This is a genomic window from Pauljensenia sp. UMB9872 (genome assembly GCF_030212665.1).
In the GTDB taxonomy this organism is placed as follows: domain Bacteria; phylum Actinomycetota; class Actinomycetes; order Actinomycetales; family Actinomycetaceae; genus Pauljensenia; species Pauljensenia turicensis_B.
Window position 1 is genome coordinate 60,672 of sequence record NZ_JASOER010000001.1, and the last position, 21,872, is coordinate 82,543.

Here is a 21,872-nt window from a genome sequence, read left to right on the forward strand (position 1 = left end):
GGCACATGGCAGCCATGAAGCCAAGGACCGGCGACGGACCGTTGGAAGCCACCAAAGAGGGGCGCGGAATCATCATGCGAATCCCTAGCGAAGGTGGTGGCCGTCTCGTCATCGAACTGACCCCGGATGAAGCTTCGGCTCTTGCGGAAGCGCTCGCTCAGGCGGTTTGAGCAGATTTTTATACAGCGCGGGCGTGACCAGCATAAATGCTGGTCACGCCCGTTTTGTTTGTCGCTCAGCGCTTCACCGCAACCGCCAGTCCGTCACCGACGGGCAACAGACAGGGCACGAAGTCTGGGGATTCGCGCAGGAAGCGGATCAGTTCGCGACACATCACGGTTTCAGCGTCGCGACGAGCCGGATCACACACTTGATCGTTCCACATGGCGTGTACGAGCGCGACGGTGCCACCGGGGCGCAGGATGCGCACGGCGTGATCCAAGTATTCGGGGGTTTGGGAGATGTCCGCATCCAGAACAACCAGGTCGTAGCCTCCGTCGGTCATGCGGGGCAGAACGTCGAGCGCACGACCAGAAATGGTGCGGATACGTTCGGAGCCGATTCCGGTGCGGTTGAACATGGCTCGGGCCTGCTTGTGGAACTCGACTTCGGAGTCGATGGTGGTGAGGACACCATCAGGGCTCATTCCGTCGAGGAGCCACAGGCTGGACACGCCAGCGCCGGTTCCGACCTCAAGGACCGCGCGTGCGCCGGTCAGGGCTGCGAGCATACGCAGGGCCGCGCCGGTGCCGGGCGACACGGGGTTAGCACCGAGTTCGTTTGCTGCGTCGCGGGCTTCAAGAAGAATCTCGTTTTCGGCGATGTAATCTTCGGCGTACACCCAAGATTGAGCCTTATCTGCCATCGAAGGGCCTTTCCATATAAAAGAATCAGTTGAAAGTGATGTCTAGGCATAGCCTAACGCCCTCACGCTTCGCGTGAGGGCGCCTAGTAGGGACAAAGTTACTTATTAAGGGACCCGCCGGGGCCTTGGATGCCCAAGGGATCGACGTTGAGCAACGATGTCGAAGTGATTGCCCACGCAGGGCAATCGTTCAGTTCTTGATGGGGGAGACCCCAAGCGGGCGACCCGCCAGGCCTCGTTCCGTCTTGCCCAGTGCTGTTGCCAGCGCGAGGAGTTCACTTGCAGCCGGACCACCATCAAGGGAAACGGGGCGTCCGGCATCTCCGCCTTCACGCAACGCGATGTCCAGTGGGACCTGCGCCAACAGCGGAACCTCGTAACCGAGCTGAGCCGTCAGGCGAGCGGAAACCGATGCGCCACCGCCGGAACCGAAGAGCTCCAACTGAGAGCCGTCGGGCTGAGGCAAGTAGGACATGTTTTCGACAACACCGATGACCTTCTGCTGGGTCTGCGATGCGATGGAACCTGCACGTTCTGCGACCTCGGCGGCAGCAACCTGCGGGGTCGTGACGACCAGGACCTCGGAATTCGGCAGTAGCTGCGCGATTGAGATGGCAACGTCGCCGGTGCCCGGAGGCATGTCAATGAGCAGAACATCCAGGTCCCCCCAGAAGACATCAGCCAAGAACTGCTGGAGTGCGCGGTGCAACATGGGACCGCGCCAGATGACGGGCTGGCCGTCGGGAACGAACATACCGATGGACATGACCTTGATACCGGAAGCGCCGACGGGCGGAATAATCATGCCGTCGATGACCTGCGGGTCGTGGTCGACGCCCAGCATACGCGGAATCGAGAAGCCGTAGATATCGGCATCCATGACGCCGACCTTCAGGCCTGCCTGCGTCATCGCGGCAGCAAGGTTCGCGGTCATGGAGGATTTGCCGACGCCACCCTTACCGGAAGTAACAGCGATAACACGGGTCAGCGAATTGGGCTGAGCAAACGGGATTTCGCGCTCGGGGCGACCACCGTTTAGCTTCTCGCGCAGAGCTTTCTTCTGTTCGTCGGACATGACCCCCATGTCAACCTTGACGTTCTCAACGCCCTCAACTGTGCCAACAGCTGTGATGATGTCAGCGTTGATCGTGGTGCGCAGCGGGCAACCGGCGGTGGTCAGAAGAACCTCGACGGTGACGGTGGAGCCGTCAATGGTGACCTGCTCGGCGCTGGTCATGTTGAGGTCGACGATGGGACGGTGAATTTCGGGATCGATGACCGTTTCGAGCGCGGCCATCACCTGATCGATTGAGACAGACATGCTCTTATCCTACGTTGGCGTGCGCGTGGGGTCGTTTCCTAAGCCGGCCGGTGCACGAAAGTGAGTGTCAAAGCGTAGGCAACCGCCATTTTCCCGCCCCCCAAAGTCAGAAGTCCGTGGCGTGCGGATATGAGTAACGCGGGCGGTGAGTTATTCGAATTCCGCCCAATGCACAAGGCCACGCTTATCTCAGCGGGCGGCCTCGTTCCCTGAAACGTGCGCGGAATCCGGCGAGGTGCATTCTTCGGCGGACTCATCAATGCTCGAAGCGGATTTCTGGGAGGCAAGCAGTTCGGCGTGCAATTCTTCGCGAATGTCCTCACGCAAGGATTCGACCAGATCGCGTAGCTCGGAACGCACGAAGTCACGGGTGGCAACTTCCTGGACGGACAGGCGCAGGCTCGCAATTTCGCGGGTCAGATACTCGGTGTCAGCCAGATTGCGCTCGGCGCGCTGACGATCCTGCTGGGCCTGGACACGGTCGCGGTCATCTTGACGGTTCTGCGCAAGAAGAATCAGAGGAGCGGAATACGACGCCTGGGTTGAGAAAGCAAGATTGAGCAGGATGAATGGATAGGGATCCCACGCATACTTCTGCGACACCTGGTACAGCACGACATTCGCCATGATCCACGTGACCACGAAGATCGTCATGTACAAGATGAACTTCGGCGAGCCCATGAAACGGGCGGTCGCTTCGGCGAACTTGCCGAAACTATCACTCGATGACTTGCGACGCTTGAAGAAGCGGAAGCCAGCTTCGCGGGGAGTATCTAGACGTTCAGCCATCAATGCTCCTTGCCATCATGCGGTCAGTGACCTCGTCATCGTAATCGCGCCAGTCTTCTGGTAGCAGTTCGTCTAACACGTCGTCAACGGAGACTGCGCCCAGAAGGTGCGCGTCTTCATCTACGACGGGAAGGACTGTCAGATTGTACGTTGCCAACAGTCGTGTGACAGTTGCGACGTGAGCCTGCGGGGAAACGGCCTCAATATCAGAGTCGAGGATTGTGCCCAGCAGAGTCTGCGGGGGCTCGCGCAGGGCGCGCTGAATGTGGACCATACCCAAGTACGGGCCGGTCGGAGTCTCTTCCGGCGGGCGAGTAATGAACGCGACGGTCGCAAGGGACGCGGGAATATCTTCACGGCGCACAGAAGCAAGCATCTGCGCCACAGTCGCATCCGGGCCCAGCACAATCGGCTCGGTCGTCATCAGCGAACCTGCCGTCGACTCGGCGTAGGTGAGCAGTCGGCGAACGTCCTTAGCTTCCTCTGGCTCCATCAGGTTCAGCAGGTGCTGAGCCTGGGCTTCGGGAAGTTCGGAAACGAGGTCTGCTGCGTCGTCAGGCTGCATGACGTCCAGAACGTCTGCAGCTCGGGCTGCTTCAAGGCCGGACAGAATGGCAACTCGGTCGTCGTCGCCGAGCTCTTCGAGGACGTCGGCTAGACGCGCGTCAGGCAGTTCCTTCGCGACAGCCATCTGGCGTTCGGCAGGCAGATCATGCAGGAAGTCCGCTAGGTCGGCAGCACGCATATCCTCGGTCTGCTGAATAAGAGTCGCCGCGGACTGTTCCACGTCGCGACTACGCAGGCCGGTCACCTCAGAAACCGAGACGTTCAGCGTCTCGCCGGAACGAATGAACCCCAGTGCCGTCGTGCGCTGGCGCTGCACGTGAAGCTTTGAAATCACCCAATCCTTCGGGCGACGTCGCTCCATCGCAACATCAAGGATCTTCACATCGCCCGAACCATCGTTCAACGCAACAACTCGGTCGAACAGCTGACCAAGCACCAGCGTCTCCATAGGACGCAGGGTGAACGAACGCATATTGAGCAGACCCGTCGTAATAATCGACCCGGACTCAATGGACGTCACGCGTGTCATTGGCAAGAAAACACGCTTACGCGGACCGACCTCGACGACGAATCCGATGACGTTCGCGGCTGATCCATAGCGGAAAATCACGACGACATCGTGGATCTTTCCAACCTGATCCCCGATGGGGTCAAAGACGGAAGTACCTGCGAGCTTGCCAATGTATACGCGTCGCCCGGCTGTTCTGAGTTCCATAGGTGCGCTGTTCACAGGGACAGCCTATGCCCTTGGGTGGGATGATAGTGGATAGCACGTAATGAAAACTGTCCAGTTTGTGAGGAATAAAACCCATGGCGCAACGCCCGAATGACCTGAACTTTGGCATGCCGGTAATGCCGACAGGGACCGAGGTGGCCTCATACCAGACCTACGCGGAAGCTCAGGGAGCGGTCGACTACCTGTCCGACCAGGAATTCGACGTCAAGTCGATTACGATCGTCGGCACCGACTTGCACCTTGTTGAGCGCGTAACCGGTCGGATGACGATGGGACGCGCGGCCCTGTCAGGCGCCTCCAGTGGCGCCCTGTGGGGTGCCTTCATGGGCTTGATGCTGTCCTTCGCGGCACCGAACGGATCGGCGTTCGTGTGGGTTGGCATTGGCATTCTGGGTGGTGCGCTCGCGGGCATCATCATGTCGGGTCTGCTGTATGCGATGACGAGTGGGCGCAGGGATTTCACGTCCCAGTCACAGACTGTGGCGTCGCGATACGCGCTACTTGCGTCAGCGGATATCGATCGCGCGTTCCAGATGTTGCAGAAGACGCCGGGTAACCAGATGCGTCCGAAGCCACGTCGAGTTTGCCCAGAATCCACCGGCCCGACCGAATACGGGTCGCGCCCGGACGAAAAGCCTCGTTTCGGTGTCCGCTTGAGTGATGGCTCTGCGTCTTTTGCATCTTCCTCTTCGGGGAACGAGGCCGATCCTGCTTCCTCAGACTCTCTTTCTTCCGAAGGATCGGAGCCTACTCGCGGTGGAGTCCACGCTGGCCAGCCCGCAGGAGAAAAGGCTGATTCTAACGACGCAGACGATTCCAAGCCAGTGTATGGACGCCATCGGGCAGACGACTGAGCAGCAAGGTGGGGAGCAGGCAATGCCTGCTCCCCACCAGTGCGTCTGATCCGATTAGTCGAAACTATCGATCAGTCGAAATACTGACTCAGTTGCGCTGTTTACGTGAAGCGAAAGAGTTCATTCCCATCAGCGATGCTCCTGCAAGGAAGGTCGCAAGGGTTGCCACCAAGGCGGTGTACGTGTCTGCGCCGGTACGTGCGAGCTTTCCGCTCTTGGATGCTTGAGTGGACGTAGCGTTTGCCTGCTGAGCGTTAGCTGCTCCGGATGGTTCTACCACGGTGGTGCCCGTGTCAGGCTTCTCGCTCTTTTCGTAGAAGACAACAAGGGTTGTGCCGGTATCAAGGTTTGCTGCAGTCGCAGTGAACACGACGCGTTGCTTCCCAGAAGAATCGCGCAGGACCTTTGCGAGCTGCAAGGAACCGTCGTCAGAGCCGTAAAGGAAATTCGTCGGTAGATAACCGGGGAAGTCCTTCACCAGCGGATCAGATAGCGGAATACTCACGTACTGACCGTCAACCGCGGGAAGTGTTTCCGTGATCGGGTTCTGTGCTTCATCGGTGAAGTATTCCTTGAGAAGAGGCGAGACACCACCTTCGGTGGGGTGCGCGTACATGACCTTGACCTTAAAGGCGCGCTTCGGATCGAGCTTGACCTCATTCAGCCCCTTGAGTGCGGATTGCAGGGCGTCAGTCAACTGTTGCACCTTCTGCTCGTCCATGTACTGCGGAGCCGTGAAAATTTCAGCTGCGGTTGCTTCGATAGCTGCGTGAAGAGCCTCAATCCCGTCCTTGTTGAACGTGTATCCGTTCTTCGGAGTCTTTGCCACTGCCTGGTCGTAGAGAGCCTTCAAAGCATCAAGATTCACTTGGGTGAACGGTTCGGTTTGAAGACCATCGATCGCGGCTCGCAATGCCTTTTCACTCTCGTCGAATGCGCGGTGCGTGACAAGCGGTGAACCGTCGGCAGGAACCTTAATGGTGGTCAGATCTTTCAAGCTGACAAGCTGTTCTGCTTTAGCCAGAGCAGAGTTCAGTGCGTCGAAGGAATCTTTGGTGTAGCGAGTGCCGTTGGCGCCGTTCTGCTCAATCTTTTTCTGTGCTTCAGCGATTAAGGAATTCAGTCCGTCGCGTTCGTAGGGAAGTGGGAGAAGTTCGGCGTAGGTTTCGTTGAGCTTTGTGCGCATTGCCTCGATCTCTTCGATCGACGGCGGATTCTCTGCCTTCTTGGCGTTCTCCACGAAAGCGCGTGCTTCGTCGTTGATGCGCAGGTATGCATCAGCCGTTACGGGGTCGAGCTTGATGCCGGCGTTCAATGCCGCCTGGTATTCGTTCCAGTGCTCTGCAATTGCTCCTTCAAGGTAGCTGGTGTCGATTTCAGCGGTTTTTGCGGGCACCGGGATGTCGAAGCTCTTATCTTTCAAGACAAGCTTCACTTTGTCGCCTTTGACGGGGATTAACTGATCAAGCTGGAAGATCGTTTTGTCGTACTTATTGGGCTGAGGGTCTTCCGGAGACACGAGCAGATTGATGGACACATACTCGTTGTATTTGACCTTGTTGCTGTCTGAATTCAGGTATGTCTTGTTGTCAAAGTCCTCAAGATCAAAATCTTGGAAGGTCAGTGGCATCTGTAGCTTCCCGTACAGAATTACTTGCTTCGACTTGTTCAACGGGTCAACAGAAAGCGTAGCAACGTAGACATCAACTTTGCCCTCGTCCAATTCGACTACGGTCTTTTCACCGTGGGTCTTAATCCACTCGAAATTGTGCTGGCCGCCGTCAGCGATGGCGGAACTGATTCCTGCCACGCTACAGAGGAAGGAAACACACAACGTCGTAACAATCGTGCGAAGAGAAATGCGTCGTTTTTGCATTCTTCGAGACGAATGCTTCATCAGGTTCTCCTTTTATGTGATAGGTAAGGCGCACCTAACTTAACATAAGGACCTTGTTGCGCAATAGTATCTTTCCTGTTCACGCCGGAAGAATGCGTTGATATGGCGCTGATATGAAAAGGCTGGTGGGGAACAGGTACTGCCTGCTCCCCACCAGCGTGAGTTGAAAACGGTTAGTCGAAACTGATGCGGCTCAGCTTTGCTGCGCCGCCGCGATCCACGCCTCGACGTCTTCAATGGTGCGCGGGATATTCTCGGAGATTCGCGTGACTGAACCGTCTTCGTTCACGATCACGTCATCTTCGATGCGCACGCCGATGCCACGGAATTCTTCCGGAATCAGTTCGTCGTCGGCACGGAAGTACAGGCCGGGTTCGATGGTGAAGGTCATGCCCGGTTCGAGCAGTGCCTCCTGGTACATCTCGCGACGCGCCTGAGCGCAGTCGTGAACGTCTAGACCCAAGTGGTGGCTGGTGCCGTGAGGCATCCAACGACGGTGTTGCTGACCTTCAGCGGACAGGGATTCTTCAACGGTGACCGGAAGTAGACCCCACTCGCGCAGACGAGTGGCAATGACCTGCATTGCTGCGTCGTGAACGTCCTTGAAGCGGGTGCCAGGTTCGTTTGCTCTGGCAAGCGCGGCCTCGCACGCATCCAAAACAGCCTGGTAGACACGTGCCTGGACCTCGGTGAACTTTCCGTTGACCGGCAGTGTGCGGGTGATGTCGGCAGTGTAGAGGGAATCGACCTCAACGCCAGCGTCAACCAGAACCAGATCGCCCTCGTTCACCGGACCATCGTTGTCGATCCAGTGCAGGGTGTTCGCGTGGTTGCCCGATGCTGCGATCGTGTCGTAGCCAAGGCCATTGCCCTCTTCGCGAGCAACCGCACCAAAAGCGCCCTCAATGACGCGCTCGCCACGATGGTGACCGACGGCGCGGGGAAGAGCCTTCAAGATATCGGTGAAGCCCTGATAGGTGACATCGACCGCGCGCTGAAGCTCAGCGATTTCGAACGGGTCCTTGCGCAAGCGGATTTCCGACAGGCGCTCTTCAAATTTCTCGTCTGCTTCGCGGGCGTCGTCTCCGGCCTTCAATCCAGCCTGAGTACGAACCTCGTTCACCATTGCTTCAACGTTCGCATCCACACCGCGCACGATGCGCAAGTTGATCAGCCCGGCGTCCTTCGACAGAGCGTCGCGGAGCGTATCGATGTGCTCGCAGCGGAGTCCGGTCTCGGCGCTGACCTCTTCCAAAGAGGGGCGGGCGCCCACCCAGAACTCGCCGTAGGTTGCGTCGGAGTAGAACTCCTGGGAAGAACGCGAAGCGCGCGGGCGGAAGTACAGAACCGGCTCGTGTGAGCCGTCTTCATGCGGTTCAAGAACCAGGACAGAATCGGGTTCGCGCTCGCCACCGAGGCCTGAAAGGTGCGCGAAAGCGGAGTATGCGCGGAAGCGGTAATTGCAGTCGTTATTGCGCACCTTGTATGTGCCCGCGGGAATCACCAAGCGCTCGCCCTTGAAAGGCTTGCCGGCTGCTTCGGCGCGCTCGGGCAGATAGTCGGCTGCTCCACTGCGCTTCATTTCCGTCTGGATACGAGGCCCCCAACCGGAGCCCATGAACGCGCGGAACGCATCCGACGAGGGGCGACGGCTTCGTCCTTCTCCTCGCTGAGCCATCGATGCGGGCGCTTCTTCCGCTTTGTTTTCCTGCGTTGACTGAGTATTCGTCGTGTCGTTCATAGTCTCCATGATGGCACTTTCGGGCGAAGGTCGATACTCTCAGTTTTATGCTCCGAATTGATTCCCACACTCACACCGCGTATTCAGATGGCACCGATACGCCAACTGAACTGCTTTTCAAGGCTCGCGATGCTGGTCTTGACATGATCGGATTGACCGACCATGACACGTTTGCCGGGTGGGATGAAGCTGAGGCGAGCGTCAAAGAATCGCGCGTCGCGTTAATCCGAGGCGTTGAAATGTCATGCGCGGCCTCGGGAATCACGGTGCACCTGCTGGCATATCTGCCAGACCCCACGAACACCGGACTGCTTGATTGCTTCGAGAAAGCCCGAAATTCTCGCGAAACTCGCGCCCAGCGAATGGTTGAAAATCTCGCGGAAGACTACCCGATTACGTGGGATACGGTCCTCGAATTTGCTCCCGATGGTGGACCAATCGGCCGCCCTCACATCGCGGACGCTCTGGTCGCAGCCGGCGTTTTTGAAAACAGGTCGCAGGCTTTTGAAAAGATCCTGCATCCGTCTGCTCCTTACTTCGTTCACCACTGGGCGCCGGATCCTGTCGAAGCGACAGAGCTTGTTTTGAAGGCTGGGGGGGTGCCTGTTCTGGCGCACCCGAAAGCGCGTGCGCGCCAGCGTTTGCTCCCCGAAGAAATCATCTACGACATGAAGGATGCCGGGCTCTTCGGAATCGAACGCGATCACCGCGACCATCAGGCTGAGGACCGTGAGGCTGTCCAACGATTGGCCGACGATCTGGGGCTTGCGATCTTCGGCTCATCTGACTACCACGGTTTGGGAAAGCCGAACCATTTGGGTGAGAATCTAACGGACCCTGAAGTAATTTCTCAGGTTGAAGACGCAGGAACAATGGAGGTAATTCGCCCGTGAACGCATCGTCGTTTTTTGATGTCACACTTTTTGCGACGACGTTTACGACCCTGATCGTCATCCTCGATCCCTTCGGCGCGATCCCCGTATTCCTCGGTTTAACCGGTCGCCTGAAGCCGAAGGAGCAAAAGAAAGCCGCCAGTCAGGCAACGATTATTTCCTTCTGCATCATCTTGGCGTTCGCCGTTCTTGGCCAGCAGATTCTTCGTCTCCTACAAATATCGATGGAGGCACTGAAGCTCTCCGGCGGTGTCTTGCTGTTTCTTGTCGCAATGGAACTGCTGATGGGCAAAGACAACGATGAGCCCGATACTGGCGACCCGAACGTCAACGTCGCCCTGGTTCCGCTGGGCACGCCTCTTCTGGCAGGCCCCGGCGCGATTGTTGCCGTCATGGTGTCCGTCGCGCAGGCTCATGCCTCTCTTGCGGGGTGGATCGCCGTCGTGTCGGCGGTCGTTGTCGCTCATCTGATTATGTGGTTCGCCATGTACTTCTCGCTGATCCTGTCGCGTTTGCTTGGCACCGGTGGCATCATGCTCCTGACGAAGATCATGGGCCTTCTCTTGGCCGCTATTGCGACCCAGCTGGTCATGGGTGGCATCTTCGACTTCATTGCTGAAGCGGCAATTTAAGGTCTTTTTCCTTGAATAAGGGGTTTGTCCTTTTTGGATCTGTCCGGGTGAAACTCGGTTAATTATCATCGATAACGGAAACGTTTCCGTAAAACGCGCTACACTAGTTCCCGTGGGGTGAAAACTCCCACTGTGGCTCACCTTTCAAACGATCACTTTTGGCGCAATTGCCCAGAAATAGTCGGTAATCTCGTAGCTAGGGTGTCTTTGCCAAAGCGGCAAACGAGCCACGACAACATTGAACACTGGGAGTACCTATGACTCAGAACCTCAGCCAGACCCTGGCAACGCAGGTCCGCGCGGTCTCTGGCCGTCCGATCGCAAAAGCCACCAAGATGGAGCTCTGGCAGGGCCTGTCAGCCGCAGTTGTTGATCAGATTGCCGACTCGTGGGACGCAACGACCGAAACCTACGCCAAGGGTCGTCAAGAGCATTACTTCTCCGCAGAGTTCCTCATGGGACGCGCTCTGCTGAACAACCTGTCCAACCTGGGCCTTGTTGACGAAGCGCGTGCCGCACTCGCCGAACACGGCGACGATCTCTCTGTCGTTCTCGAAGAAGAACCGGACGCGGCCCTCGGTAACGGTGGCCTCGGCCGTTTGGCGGCCTGCTTCCTCGATTCCTGCGCTACGCTCGATCTGCCGGTCGCCGGCTACGGCATCCTCTACCGCTACGGCCTGTTCAAGCAGTTGTTCGACAACGGCTTCCAGACCGAACACCCGGACCCCTGGATGGAAGAGGGCTATCCCTTCGTCATTCGTCGTGAAGAAGCCCAGCGCATCGTTTCTTACGCTGACCTGACCGTCCGAGCAGTGCCCTACGACATGCCGATCACCGGCTACGGCACAAAGAATGTCAACACTCTGCGCCTCTGGCGCGCAGAGCCTGTCGAGGAATTCGACTACGATGCCTTCAACTCGCAGCGCTTCACCGACGCTATCGTCGACCGTGAACGCACCAACGACATCTCGCGCGTCCTCTACCCGAACGACACCACGTTCGAAGGCAAGGTCCTGCGCGTTCGCCAACAGTACTTCTTCTGCTCCGCATCCCTGCAGGCCATCGTCGATAACTACGTCGAACACCACGGCAAGGATCTGACAGACTTCGCGAAGTACAACGCGATCCAGCTGAACGACACCCACCCGGTTCTGGCCATTCCGGAACTCATGCGCCTGCTCATGGACGAGCACGAACTCGGCTGGGAAGAAGCCTGGGCAATCGTCGCCAAGACCTTCGCGTACACGAACCACACTGTTCTGGCCGAAGCCCTCGAAACTTGGGAAATGACGATCTTCGACCGTCTGTTCCCGCGCATCGCCGAAATCGTCCGCGAAATCGACCGTCGCTTCCGCCTCGAGATGGCAGAACGTGGCTTGGAACAGTCGACCATCGACTACATGGCACCGGTTTCCGGCAACACGGTCCGCATGGCATGGATCGCCTGCTACGCGGCCTACTCGATCAACGGTGTTGCAGCCCTGCATACCGAGATCATCAAGCGCGAAACCCTCAAGGAATGGCACGACATCTGGCCCGAGCGCTTCAACAACAAGACGAACGGTGTCACCCCACGTCGTTGGCTGAAGCAGTGCAACCCTCGTCTCGCATCTCTTCTCGATCGCGTCACCGGCTCTGATGAATGGGTCGTGGACCTCTCCGTCCTGTCCCGCTACGTTGACTCCGCTTCCGAGGATGTTCTGGACGAACTCACCTCGATCAAACACGCCAACAAGGTTGACTTCGCGGCGTGGGTCAAGGAACGCGAAGGCGTTGACATCGATCCCGACGCCATCTTCGATGTTCAGATCAAGCGCCTGCACGAATACAAGCGCCAGCTGTTGAATGCTCTGTACATCCTTGACCTGTACTTCCGCATCAAGGATGATCCGACGCTGGACGTCCCGAAGCGCGTCTTTGTCTTCGGCGCAAAAGCAGCCCCCGGCTACATCCGCGCAAAGGGCGTTATCAAGCTGATCAACACGATCGCTGACCTGGTCAACAACGACGAAGACATCAACGGTCGCATCAAGGTCGTCTTCATCCACAACTACAACGTGTCTCCTGCTGAGCACATCATCCCGGCAGCCGACATCTCCGAGCAGATCTCCACTGCGGGTAAGGAAGCGTCGGGCACATCGAACATGAAGTTCATGATGAACGGCGCCCTGACCCTCGGCACTCTCGATGGTGCAAACGTTGAGATTCTCGACGCCGTCGGTGACGAGAACGCCTACATCTTCGGCGCCACCGAAGACGAACTTCCCGAGTTGCGTCAGAACTACGATCCGCGCTGGCACTACGAGAACGTCCCCGGCCTCAAGCGAGTCCTCGACGCTCTGACAGACGGCACCTTGGATGATTGCGGTTCCGGTTGGTTCCACGATCTGCGCTGGTCGCTTCTCGAAGCCGGCTACGAGCCCGCCGACGTCTATTACGTCCTCGGCGACTTCGCGGCCTACCGTGACGCGAAGGATCGTATGGCCACCGACTACCGCGATGCGCGCGGTTGGGCGCGTAAGGCGTGGGTCAACATCGCTCAGTCCGGTCGCTTCTCGTCTGACCGTACGATCACCGACTACGCGAACGGGGTCTGGAAGCTTGACGCAACGCCGATCGACTGATCTGGCGACGCGCTAGTTTCTGCTAGCTTCTCGCTGGCTTTGCGCCGGCGCTCTGCTGGCTCTGACTGTGGGGGCAGGTCCGAAAGGCCTTGTCCCCGCAGTTTTCTGTGTGCGCGGTCGGGTTTGAGTGGGAGACAGGACGCCTGCTGGCGTGTGTGCCTCTGCGTGGGGTGTTTGGGGGGCAGGTTGTGTCGTGTGAAGCTCCTGCTGTCGAGGCGGATTTCCTCGCCTCGTATGACGTTGTTGGTCGCCTGCGAAGCTCACGCCGTCGGTTTTTCGTGTGAGGCGATATTTTCGCGCTGTCTGTGCTGGTTCCCGGTTTCGTTGCCTCGTGTGAGGTTGTCGGTCGCGTGCATGACTCCTGGCGTCGGGCGGATTTCGTTGCCTCGTGTAATCGAAGGAGTAGAGCACCCACCCTCACCCCTCGCGCCTGTATTAAGCGCTTGACACAGTACCTCTCGGAGTGTCATAGTATTACTGTATTAATACAGCGATACAGGAGGGAGGGGCGTGACTATCGACGATTCTCGACCAATTTGGGTCCAGCTAGTTGAAACGTTCCGGATCAATATCGTGTCTGGAGCTTGGCCGCCGTCCTCGAAGATTCCTAGTGTCCGCGAACTGGCACTACAAGCGGGAGTTAATCCGAACACGATCCAGCGTGCCCTTGGTGAATTGGATCGTCAGGGACTGACCGAAGCTGAACGCGCGCAGGGGCGTTTCGTCACCGCGGACCAACAAGTGATCAATGCGACCAGGGCAGAGCTCGCCCTCGATGCAACTCGCGATCACATCACTACTGTCACGCAACTCGGGCTGAGCCTCGATCGGGCGCAGGAGTTGCTTGCTGAGCAGTGGACCGACATCGAACGCACAACACGCGAAGGTGATGCGCAATGACATCAACACATGCAGTTGTTCAGGTGGAAAACCTGACGAAAACCTATACGGGTGGCGCGACTGCCCTGCAAGGTGTGAATTTTGAGCTCAAGCCGGGCACAATCACCGGCCTGGTCGGCGAAAACGGTTGTGGTAAGACGACGCTACTGAAGATCATCGCGGGCGTTCTTTCCGATTGGGACGGAACTGTCCGGATCGAAGGTGAGAAGCCAGGAGCCACCACGAAGGCACAAGTCGCATTCCTTCCCGCTTCGGATTTCTTGGATCCGATGTGGGATGCGAATAAGGCGATTGACGTGTATTCGCGTTTCTATTCGGATTTCTCGGCTGAGAAGGCGCGTGAAGGAATCGACTACTTCGGATTGCAAATGGATCAGCAGCTGAAGTCCATGTCGAAGGGCATGGGGGAGAAACTACAGATTGCTCTGTTGATGGCACGCAGTGCTGAGCTGTACCTGTTGGACGAGCCTCTGTCGGGCGTGGATCCAGCGGTGCGTGACACGATCATGCAGGGGATTCTGCGCGACTTTAACCCGGATTCGGCGATGCTGATTTCCACTCATTTGATTGCTGACGTGGAGCAGATTCTGGATGACGTCATCATGATGCGGGCGGGTACTGTGCTTGTTCACGCGAATGTGGACGATCTGCGAGCCGACTATGGCCTGTCGCTGGAGGGTATTTTCAAGAAGGAGTACCGCTGATGTTTGGTACGTTGTTTGGGTATGAATTGCGTGAGAACGCGAAGGCGGTTGTGCAAACGTTAGGCATCCTGCAGGTCATGTGCCTTGTTGCCTTCGTGGCGGTCGCTGTTGATTTCCCCGTGTTTTCAGGCTTTTCTAGTAGCTTTGCTCTGCTTGTGGCTCCGATGATGCCACTTGCTGTTCTATTGGTTCTGGCTCAGGCGTATTGGAAGAGTATGCACGGTCAGATGGCATACTTTACGCATTTGCTGCCGGTTCGTGGCCGGGATCTTTTCTGGTCGAAAGTGCTGGTTGCCTTGGTGTATGCGTTAGTGGCGATCGTGCTGACCCTGGTGAACTGGGGTGTGCTGGCTCTACTGAAGGCTCACAAGGCGGGGCTGAGCGTGCAGGAGTTCTGGCATCGCACCGCTGTCATTTGGGATTTTCCGAGCTGGATTGTCTGCTTCGCGGTGGTGGCTGTTGTGGTGCAGTTGGTGACGATTGTTCTTGAGGTCGCTGGTGTAATGAGCTTGAGTGCTCGCGAGCGTTGGCAGAAGCATGGCTTTGGAGCTGCGGTAGTGGGTTTCGTGATCCTCTATCTGGCGAATCAGGTGGTGACCTTTGCTGCGATGGCGTTCTTCCCACTGAAGATGGATATCAACACGGGCGAATTACGTTTCGGCTTTTGGGTCACGGACCTAGTGAATGCGCTGTTGACTGATACGGATCCGCAGTTTGTCGGCATTGGTGCGCCCGTAGGGGTGGTCCTGCTGGCAATCGGTGTCGCATGGTGGAGTGTGCGTTCGATCGAGCGCCACACGTCGGTGCGTTAGTTCCAGCTTCCGACTGTCGGGCTTCGTCACAATCGACGAGGTTCCGCACGGACCTTGGGGGTAGGGCGCAAATGCGACCTACCCCCCAAGGTGTATTGCGTTGAATTGTGCTTCCAGCTCTAAAGTTGTTTTCTTAACTGAAATTATTATTTTGGGGAATCAGTTACCAGAACTCTTGATATTCTTTCGCGTGCGAGCTTCCCAATGAGAGCGTTTTACACAACCCAATGCTCAAGAAAGATGAGAGGCAAGAATGAATGCCCTACTTGGCGGCGCTGCCACCCTTGTCCTTACGACGACGCACACGCTGACGCCGAGCCTTTGGCGCTGAGCCCTCAGTGCGCGGAGCCTGCGTGTGGTTGCCACGACCGCGCCCCTTCGTTCCACGGTCAGAACGACCCTGCTGGCCCGCATGGAACTCGCGATCCCCGTCCTTTGAACGGCGATTACGTTCCGGTGAGTGCGAGCGACCCTTCGAACCGGATCCACCCTTGCTACCTCCGCGCCCCAAACCGGAGCGAGCACCCGAACGGCCAGAGCGGCCTCGTGAACCGTGATTGCCACGCGATGAAGAACCACCCAAGTCCTCTAGGACCTCGGCATTCAAGCCCGCAAGCTTACGCTGTGCGCGTGGCAGGCGACCCGTGGTTTCCGGCGCAATATCAAGGTCGGTGAACAGGTGGCCAGAGGTGTGGTAGGTCTCCAGCGGTTCCGGAACACCCAAGCCCAGCGCCTTCGAAATCAGTGACCAACGCGGCGTATCATCCCAGTCCACGAACGTGACCGCGACGCCCGAATGTCCCGCGCGACCGGTACGGCCAATACGGTGGATATAAATCTTTTCGTCTTCGGGGCACTGGTAGTTAATGACGTGGGTGACGTCGTCAACGTCGATGCCTCGTGCAGCAACGTCGGTGGCAACCAGCACGTCCACCTTGCCATTACGGAAAGCGCGCAAAGCCTGCTCACGCGCACCCTGACCCAAATCGCCGTGCAACGAACCAACTGCGAAACCGCGCTCCGTCAAGTCCTCGCCAAGGCGAGCAGTAGTGCGCTTCGTGCGGCAGAAAATGATCGAACGGCCACGGCCCTCAGACTGAAGGATTCGCGCGACAACCTCGACCTTATCCATCGCGTGAACACGGTAAATCACCTGCTTCACCGAGTTCACGGTCTGGTTCTGATCCTCAGGATCCTGAGCGCGAATGTGCGTCGGCTGTTCCATGAACTTACGAGCCAAAGCCACAACCGGGCCGGGCATGGTCGCCGAGAACAGCATCGTGTGGCGGTTCGCGGGAGTACGTGACAGGAGAGTCTCAACGTCGGGCAGGAAGCCCAGATCGAGCATCTCATCGGCCTCGTCCAAAACGACCGTTTCCGCGCCGTTCAGATGCAGAACACCCTTACGCAGCAAGTCGATCAAACGGCCGGGTGTGCCCACGACAATGTCCGCGCCCTTTTCCAGCGCCTCGATCTGCGGTTCGAATGCGACGCCGCCGTAGATTTCAACAATGCGCGTCGACAGGTACTTCGCAGCATCGCGTAGATCGTTAGCAACCTGCTTCGTCAGTTCGCGCGTCGGCAGGATGATCAGAGCCTGAGGCATGTTCGGGTTCAGCAACTCGTCATAGCCGTCTTCATCAGGAGCAATAACGTCTTCCAGAACCGGAATACCGAAACCGAGCGTCTTGCCCGTACCCGTCTTCGCCTGACCAATAATGTCGTGGCGGTCAAGAGCCGGAGGAAGCGTCAGCGCCTGAATCGGGAACGGGTGCGTGATTCCCTTGTCTTCCAGCGCGTCAACGATCGGGTCGGTTACGCCAAAATCAGCGAAGGACTTGTGCTCAAGATCCTCGTCGCCCGTGTCCACAACGTCCGGCGTTGCTTCGGGTTCAACGCAGACCGGAACAATATTGCCTAGGCGGACAACGCCTGCAGAGTATTCAACGGTTTTTGGTTCGCTTGTGGCCTGCGCATCAGCTTGCTGAGCGGTTGCGGTGGCCTCGTCAATATTTTCAACGGGCACATTGGTGCCCTGGGTATTCGTGGAAGTCACGATCTGCCTTCTCTCCCGGACACGCCGGGGTGGGGATAGCAGCCGATCGCGCATTATCGAGGCGCAAAGCGCGCGCAAAAACATGGTATTCAAAGCGACCGGTCAGCTGTGGTCACTCCCATTGTACGCTGGCGCATCAGTTTTCATCCCAAGGTTATGGTCACACTGCATTCACGAGGCCACCCCGACCGCCCGGGTGCGCACGTTCAGCATGCGCACGGGGTGGGGAAAGTGCGCAGGTCGCGTGGACATTCGTCTTCGCGATTGAGATATCGGGGGAGTGCAGACGAGGCTAGGCTTGGAACATGGCTACTGAAAACGGTGCGGTTGAAGCCGCAGATATTGAAGTAATCGGTCTGCTCGCGTTCACGGCACTCGCCGCAATGACGCGACTGTCAAAGGACGGCGATCAAGCGCCGACCATCGAAGCCCATATCGAGCATGCGCGCATGTCCGCACAGGCTTTTGAGCTCTTCACCCAGCTTGAAGCCTGGTGCGCGAACCGTGACATCGACCTGCCTGCAGCAGCCGGGCAGTACAACGGTCTCTACGACGATCTGGATGCTCGCACACGTCCGACAACATGGTTCGAGCGCTCAGTGAAAACCTACGTGACCATGGGAATCATCTCTGACCTGCTCGGCGAAATCGCCAGCCGTCACGAACTCTTCATCGAAGAAGCCGGAAACTGGGATGTCGCGCAGGGAGCATGGGTCCGCGACAATATCGCTCCGCTGATCTCCGCAGACGAGCAACTCGGCGCCCGCCTGTCCTTGTGGGCGCGACGCGTCGCAGGTGAAGCACTCGGTCTTGTGCGCGCAACACTGTTTACGCACCCTGCCCTTGGCCAGGACCCCGACACTGTTGATGCGATCGTCGCATTCGTCACCAAGCGTCACGGTGAACGTATGGAGCAGATTCATCTGAAGGCCTAACAGCGTCAACTTTCAGCCTGACAAACCTGAACGCTCTTCTGCGAGCTGCGGAAGAGCGTTCAGTGTATGAAGACCGGGCTTCAGATCATGAAGCCAACGCGACGCTTGGGCTCATCAGCAATCTGCACGAAAGTCAGCGCGCGTCCGGGCACAAGATAACGAGCGCCCTCGGCGTCCGTCAGATCCAGAAAAGAGTCGCCTGTGAGCGCTTGAGCGACCTTTGCGGTCAGCTCATCAGCGGTCAGATCCAACTCAAGATGCAGTTCACGAGTACTTTCGCGAACGCCGACGATGATATTCATACCCACTCCTTCACTCAATGAGTAATCTGTTTTTCGAACCTGACTTTAATGCTATGCACATTGGTTTCTACATGCCTCCTGAGATGATTACCCTATGAGCGAAATAAACGTACAGATTGCTACGCGCCCGCATGGATGGGCTGATATTCCGCCGCTGAACCCGGCTCAGAAACAGGCGTGCGATTCAGCGGAAAGGGATTCTCTTATCGTTCGTGGCGCGCCGGGGTCGGGGCGCTCGACATGTGCGCTAGAAATCTTCCGCCGTGCAATTGAAAAAGGCGAAGATGCAGTCATCATTGTTCCTGACCGCGTCCGCGCGCAGATCATGACCCCTCGGGCTCAGTATTTTGCTCCTCGAACTCTTCGACCTGTTCGTACCCTGTCAGCTTTCGCATATCGGATTGTGAATCAGTGGCGCGTTGAACGTCAAGAACCCCTGGGTGGCATTGAGCTTGTCACCGGCGCAATGCAAGATCAGCTGATCCAAGATCTACTGGAATCAACCGACATTGAATGGCCGGACTCAATCTCGCAGGAAATGCGCGGAATGTCTGCTTTCCGCGATGAACTCAGGGACCTGTTTTCGCGCGCGGGTGAGGCCGGAATGGACGGTATCGCGCTCAGCCGCGCCGGTCATGACTTTGATAAACCCCAATGGGTTGCAGCCGGTGAACTGCTCCGACGCTACCTTGAACAACCTCAATTCGCTCTTGAGTATCAGGGCACACTGGCGGTTGACATTTCCCGTATCCAAGCCCTGGCAGCAGATGTTCTTGGACAGTGGCAGGACAAAGCTGCTTCTCTGGGGATCACGGGCGAACGGCCACTTCCTGACCTCGTTATCATTGACGACCTGCAGGACTGTACGGCATCCACGATCACTCTGCTCGCCCAACTGCATCAGCTGGGTACTCGTATTGTTGCTTTTGCTGACTCAGATGTTGCCGTCGCTACGTACCGTGGTGGTGAGCCCCATTTGGACGGTCGCCTTGAAAAGAAGCTCCATCTGAATTCTCATGAGCTGGGTGACGTGTACACAACTGCGCCCGTGTTGCGTGAACGCTACAAGGTGATCGCCCAGGGCATTGCGCATTCGGACGACAATCCTCGGCGTCAATGTGGGGTTGCTCCGCAGGCTCAGAAGCTCGACGGCAAGGTAATCACCCACGTTGGTGGCTCATACGCGCAACTTGGCGCACACGTGTCGCACGCCCTGCGTGCCCACTTCTTGCACGACAAGATTGCTTGGGACGATCAGGTCGTCATCGTCAGATCAGAGGCCCTCGCTGAAGAAACTCGTCGCTATTTACGTCGCGGTGGAATCCCAGTTGCCTCGCACTCTACTGCCTTCGATTTCCGGAGTATTGCAACAACTCGCATTCTTCTTGAGCTGATGAATTCTCACCCGCAGGCCCGTGGTGATGAATGTGCGCAGGCTCTTATCCATTCGCCACTCATCCAGTGCGATGGGATGAAACTCTATTCGGTTCTTCAACGGGTCAGCGCATGGATGGGTGCAAGCGTCCAGGATGCTCCGCTGGTTACGGCTTCCACGTTGATGAACCAGCCGGACCTTTTAACGAACGAGGACATTGGTTTTGTCCCGCCGGAATTGCAACGCGCGGCGCAGATGTGGAGTATTCCGACGGATCACAAACAGCGTCCACGCCAACTTCTATGGGAGCTGTGGGATGCGGCAAATGTTGGTGACGACTGGAAAGCGCGCGCTCTAGCCAATGATCAGGACTCATCGTGGTACGACGACCAGCTGGACGCTGTTCTCTCCCTGATGCGCGTGGCAGACGTCTGGGAGCAGCGTAACCCTGATGGGAACGCCCGCGATTTCGCAAAAGAACTGCTCGATCAAACTGTTCCCGTCGATACGATCACTCGCGTTGCGCTGCGGCCTGAGGGTGTCCGCGTGATTACTCCAGCACAAGCGATGGGTCGCCATTGGAGCGTAGTCGTCCTGATGGGGTTGCAAGACGGTGTGTGGCCAAATACGCGCCTGCGCACACGCGCGATGCGCGGTGACCTGCTGGCGGATGTTGCTTTAGGTAGGACAGGTGACGGTGCGAATGGGCGTGTTCTTCTCGATGAACCTCAGGTGGCGCGCAGAGCAGTCCTTGATGACGAACGTCGTTTGCTGGCAGCCGCAGTTTCTCGATGCTCAACATATCTGCATCTTGGTGTTGTCGTCGCTGAAGACTATGCGCCTTCAAGCTTTTACGCGATTCTTGTGAATCCTGAAGGCCAAGAGGGCGGTGACATAGCAGTTCCGACTCCGGCACCTGCTCCTTTGAACCTCGAAGGTCAGATCGCTGAACTCCGTCGCGCCGCATCTGCGCCCGATGAAAGCGAAGACGAATGGACGGCAGCATCTCTTCTTGCTCTTTTGGCTCGAGAAGGCATTTCCTCAGCGGATCCCGATGAATGGACTGGTGAAGGTCCGCTGACTTCCGAGCAACGCATTGCCTCTCAACGCGTTGTTCTTTCTCCGTCGCGTATCGAAGCGATGATGGATTGTCCTCTTCGCTGGTTCTTCTCGTCTATCGGTGCACAGCCTCGTGCCACGAATGCCCAATCAGTTGGGCAAATCGTCCATGGGCTTGCTGAAGTCTTCCCTCGCGGGAGCGCAGAAGAACTCCAATCCCACCTGCTCCATGAGCTAGAAAGAATCGATATCGATATGCAGACCTGGGGCGGAATTGAGTTTAAAGATTCCGCCCTCGACAAGGTTGAACATCTTGCTGAATACCTCGCGCAATGTCCGCACGACATTGAGATTGCTACTGAACGCTCGATCGAAGTCGACATGGATGGCGTCACGATCCGTGGACGCCTGGATCGCCTTGAGGTTGACCCCGATGGTCGCGTTCAAATTGTTGACTTTAAAACAGGAAAAGTTGCGAGCAAACAAGAAGCAAAAGACCACGCTCAGCTGGCGATCTATCAGATTGCTCTCGGTCAGATGATCGCAAACGGTGCAGACCTAGGGCTTGACCGTCAGGCCAGTGAAGTAAACGGTGCCAAGCTGGTCTTTCTGGCAAAGAAACTGCAAGAGCGCACGCAAAGCGTTCTTGACGAAGACGAAAAATACGCCTGGCATGCCGTTATTCAAAGCGCAGGAGAAATCGCGCGTGGCATTCGCTTGCAGGCGAAACCAGATAATACGAAGTGCTCACGGTGCGTGTTTGCGCGCTCATGTCCTGCACAAGACAGCGGTCGAAGGACGGTGGACTGA

The 21,872-nt window shown here is 57.4% G+C and carries 18 protein-coding genes; 10 read left to right on the top strand and 8 right to left on the bottom strand.

Features of this window, described 5'->3' with window-relative positions; genetic code table 11:
* Nucleotides 1-5: 5 nt before the first annotated feature.
* Complete coding sequence (locus QP109_RS00285) at nucleotides 6-170, top strand: DUF3117 domain-containing protein (RefSeq protein ID WP_006680905.1); 165 nt, start codon at nucleotides 6-8, stop codon at nucleotides 168-170.
* Between the two features lie 65 nt (nucleotides 171-235).
* Here QP109_RS00285 and QP109_RS00290 read toward each other — a convergent pair whose 3' ends face one another.
* The 4 genes from QP109_RS00290 to QP109_RS00305 all read right to left on the bottom strand — a co-directional run bounded on the left by QP109_RS00290 (nucleotide 236) and on the right by QP109_RS00305 (nucleotide 4,257).
* Nucleotides 236-865: an O-methyltransferase gene (locus QP109_RS00290; protein WP_270771568.1), complete on the bottom strand. Its 630-nt coding sequence runs from the start codon at nucleotides 863-865 to the stop codon at nucleotides 236-238.
* Between the two features lie 190 nt (nucleotides 866-1,055).
* On the bottom strand, nucleotides 1,056-2,186 hold the full coding sequence (locus QP109_RS00295; protein WP_285022575.1) for an Mrp/NBP35 family ATP-binding protein: 1,131 nt from the start codon (nucleotides 2,184-2,186) through the stop codon (nucleotides 1,056-1,058).
* A 189-nt stretch (nucleotides 2,187-2,375) separates the two neighbouring features.
* A complete protein-coding gene (locus tag QP109_RS00300) occupies nucleotides 2,376-2,975 on the bottom strand; it encodes a DUF1003 domain-containing protein (RefSeq protein WP_285022576.1) in 600 nt (199 codons plus the stop codon).
* Nucleotides 2,968-4,257: a magnesium transporter MgtE N-terminal domain-containing protein gene (locus QP109_RS00305; protein ID WP_101627978.1), complete on the bottom strand. Its 1,290-nt coding sequence runs from the start codon at nucleotides 4,255-4,257 to the stop codon at nucleotides 2,968-2,970. The genes QP109_RS00300 and QP109_RS00305 overlap by 8 nt, the downstream gene beginning before the upstream one ends.
* Nucleotides 4,258-4,352: 95 nt before the next feature.
* Here QP109_RS00305 and QP109_RS00310 point away from each other — a divergent pair, with 95 nt between their 5' ends.
* A complete protein-coding gene (locus tag QP109_RS00310) occupies nucleotides 4,353-5,132 on the top strand; it encodes a YflT domain-containing protein (RefSeq protein ID WP_270771571.1) in 780 nt (259 codons plus the stop codon).
* An 88-nt stretch (nucleotides 5,133-5,220) separates the two neighbouring features.
* On the opposite strand, the gene QP109_RS00315 is transcribed toward QP109_RS00310, so the two are convergent.
* Both QP109_RS00315 and QP109_RS00320 read right to left on the bottom strand, forming a co-directional pair.
* Nucleotides 5,221-7,029, bottom strand: coding sequence for a hypothetical protein (locus QP109_RS00315; protein ID WP_285022577.1), 1,809 nt, complete (start codon nucleotides 7,027-7,029; stop codon nucleotides 5,221-5,223).
* Nucleotides 7,030-7,222: 193 nt separating this feature from the next.
* Nucleotides 7,223-8,770 carry an aminopeptidase P family protein gene (locus QP109_RS00320; RefSeq protein ID WP_502929259.1) on the bottom strand — a complete coding sequence of 516 codons (1,548 nt, stop codon included), beginning with the start codon at nucleotides 8,768-8,770 and terminating at the stop codon, nucleotides 7,223-7,225.
* A 47-nt stretch (nucleotides 8,771-8,817) separates the two neighbouring features.
* Here QP109_RS00320 and QP109_RS00325 point away from each other — a divergent pair, with 47 nt between their 5' ends.
* The 6 genes from QP109_RS00325 (at nucleotide 8,818) to QP109_RS00350 (ending at nucleotide 15,335) form a co-directional block, all read left to right on the top strand.
* A complete protein-coding gene (locus QP109_RS00325) occupies nucleotides 8,818-9,663 on the top strand; it encodes a PHP domain-containing protein (protein ID WP_285022579.1) in 846 nt (281 codons plus the stop codon).
* A complete protein-coding gene (locus tag QP109_RS00330) occupies nucleotides 9,660-10,295 on the top strand; it encodes a MarC family protein (protein WP_285022580.1) in 636 nt (211 codons plus the stop codon). The genes QP109_RS00325 and QP109_RS00330 overlap by 4 nt, the downstream gene beginning before the upstream one ends.
* 257 nt (nucleotides 10,296-10,552) lie before the next feature.
* Nucleotides 10,553-12,919 (top strand): glycogen/starch/alpha-glucan phosphorylase, encoded by a 2,367-nt coding sequence (locus QP109_RS00335; RefSeq protein ID WP_285022581.1) that lies wholly within the window; start codon nucleotides 10,553-10,555, stop codon nucleotides 12,917-12,919.
* Between the two features lie 510 nt (nucleotides 12,920-13,429).
* The gene (locus tag QP109_RS00340) at nucleotides 13,430-13,819 is read left to right on the top strand and encodes a GntR family transcriptional regulator (protein WP_101627971.1); all 390 of its coding nucleotides are present in this window, start codon (nucleotides 13,430-13,432) and stop codon (nucleotides 13,817-13,819) included.
* On the top strand, nucleotides 13,816-14,523 hold the full coding sequence (locus QP109_RS00345; RefSeq protein ID WP_285022582.1) for an ABC transporter ATP-binding protein: 708 nt from the start codon (nucleotides 13,816-13,818) through the stop codon (nucleotides 14,521-14,523). Before QP109_RS00340 ends, QP109_RS00345 begins: the two co-directional genes overlap by 4 nt.
* Nucleotides 14,523-15,335: a hypothetical protein gene (locus QP109_RS00350; protein WP_101627969.1), complete on the top strand. Its 813-nt coding sequence runs from the start codon at nucleotides 14,523-14,525 to the stop codon at nucleotides 15,333-15,335. Before QP109_RS00345 ends, QP109_RS00350 begins: the two co-directional genes overlap by 1 nt.
* A gap of 262 nt (nucleotides 15,336-15,597) precedes the next feature.
* On the opposite strand, the gene QP109_RS00355 is transcribed toward QP109_RS00350, so the two are convergent.
* The gene (locus QP109_RS00355; RefSeq protein ID WP_285022583.1) at nucleotides 15,598-17,391 is read right to left on the bottom strand and encodes a DEAD/DEAH box helicase; all 1,794 of its coding nucleotides are present in this window, start codon (nucleotides 17,389-17,391) and stop codon (nucleotides 15,598-15,600) included.
* Nucleotides 17,392-17,696: 305 nt separating this feature from the next.
* Here QP109_RS00355 and QP109_RS00360 point away from each other — a divergent pair, with 305 nt between their 5' ends.
* Nucleotides 17,697-18,326, top strand: coding sequence for a ferritin-like fold-containing protein (locus QP109_RS00360; protein ID WP_101627967.1), 630 nt, complete (start codon nucleotides 17,697-17,699; stop codon nucleotides 18,324-18,326).
* Nucleotides 18,327-18,406: 80 nt separating this feature from the next.
* On the opposite strand, the gene QP109_RS00365 is transcribed toward QP109_RS00360, so the two are convergent.
* A complete protein-coding gene (locus tag QP109_RS00365) occupies nucleotides 18,407-18,628 on the bottom strand; it encodes a DUF3107 domain-containing protein (protein WP_101627966.1) in 222 nt (73 codons plus the stop codon).
* Between the two features lie 94 nt (nucleotides 18,629-18,722).
* Here QP109_RS00365 and QP109_RS00370 point away from each other — a divergent pair, with 94 nt between their 5' ends.
* The gene (locus tag QP109_RS00370; RefSeq protein WP_101627965.1) at nucleotides 18,723-21,872 is read left to right on the top strand and encodes a PD-(D/E)XK nuclease family protein; all 3,150 of its coding nucleotides are present in this window, start codon (nucleotides 18,723-18,725) and stop codon (nucleotides 21,870-21,872) included.

What these genes read in the sequence shown, in the direction of transcription:
- QP109_RS00305 (WP_101627978.1), bottom strand. Translation starts at nt 4,257, where the DNA reads ATGGAACTCAGAACAGCCGGGCGACGCGTATACATTGGCAAGCTCGCA.
- QP109_RS00290 (WP_270771568.1), bottom strand. Translation starts at nt 865, where the DNA reads ATGGCAGATAAGGCTCAATCTTGGGTGTACGCCGAAGATTACATCGCC.
- QP109_RS00365 (WP_101627966.1), bottom strand. Translation starts at nt 18,628, where the DNA reads ATGAATATCATCGTCGGCGTTCGCGAAAGTACTCGTGAACTGCATCTT.
- QP109_RS00315 (WP_285022577.1), bottom strand. Translation starts at nt 7,029, where the DNA reads ATGAAGCATTCGTCTCGAAGAATGCAAAAACGACGCATTTCTCTTCGC.
- QP109_RS00335 (WP_285022581.1), top strand. Translation starts at nt 10,553, where the DNA reads ATGACTCAGAACCTCAGCCAGACCCTGGCAACGCAGGTCCGCGCGGTC.
- QP109_RS00325 (WP_285022579.1), top strand. Translation starts at nt 8,818, where the DNA reads ATGCTCCGAATTGATTCCCACACTCACACCGCGTATTCAGATGGCACC.
- QP109_RS00300 (WP_285022576.1), bottom strand. Translation starts at nt 2,975, where the DNA reads ATGGCTGAACGTCTAGATACTCCCCGCGAAGCTGGCTTCCGCTTCTTC.
- QP109_RS00285 (WP_006680905.1), top strand. Translation starts at nt 6, where the DNA reads ATGGCAGCCATGAAGCCAAGGACCGGCGACGGACCGTTGGAAGCCACC.
- QP109_RS00310 (WP_270771571.1), top strand. Translation starts at nt 4,353, where the DNA reads ATGGCGCAACGCCCGAATGACCTGAACTTTGGCATGCCGGTAATGCCG.
- QP109_RS00295 (WP_285022575.1), bottom strand. Translation starts at nt 2,186, where the DNA reads ATGTCTGTCTCAATCGATCAGGTGATGGCCGCGCTCGAAACGGTCATC.
- QP109_RS00360 (WP_101627967.1), top strand. Translation starts at nt 17,697, where the DNA reads ATGGCTACTGAAAACGGTGCGGTTGAAGCCGCAGATATTGAAGTAATC.
- QP109_RS00370 (WP_101627965.1), top strand. Translation starts at nt 18,723, where the DNA reads ATGAGCGAAATAAACGTACAGATTGCTACGCGCCCGCATGGATGGGCT.
- QP109_RS00345 (WP_285022582.1), top strand. Translation starts at nt 13,816, where the DNA reads ATGACATCAACACATGCAGTTGTTCAGGTGGAAAACCTGACGAAAACC.
- QP109_RS00320 (WP_502929259.1), bottom strand. Translation starts at nt 8,770, where the DNA reads ATGAACGACACGACGAATACTCAGTCAACGCAGGAAAACAAAGCGGAA.
- QP109_RS00350 (WP_101627969.1), top strand. Translation starts at nt 14,523, where the DNA reads ATGTTTGGTACGTTGTTTGGGTATGAATTGCGTGAGAACGCGAAGGCG.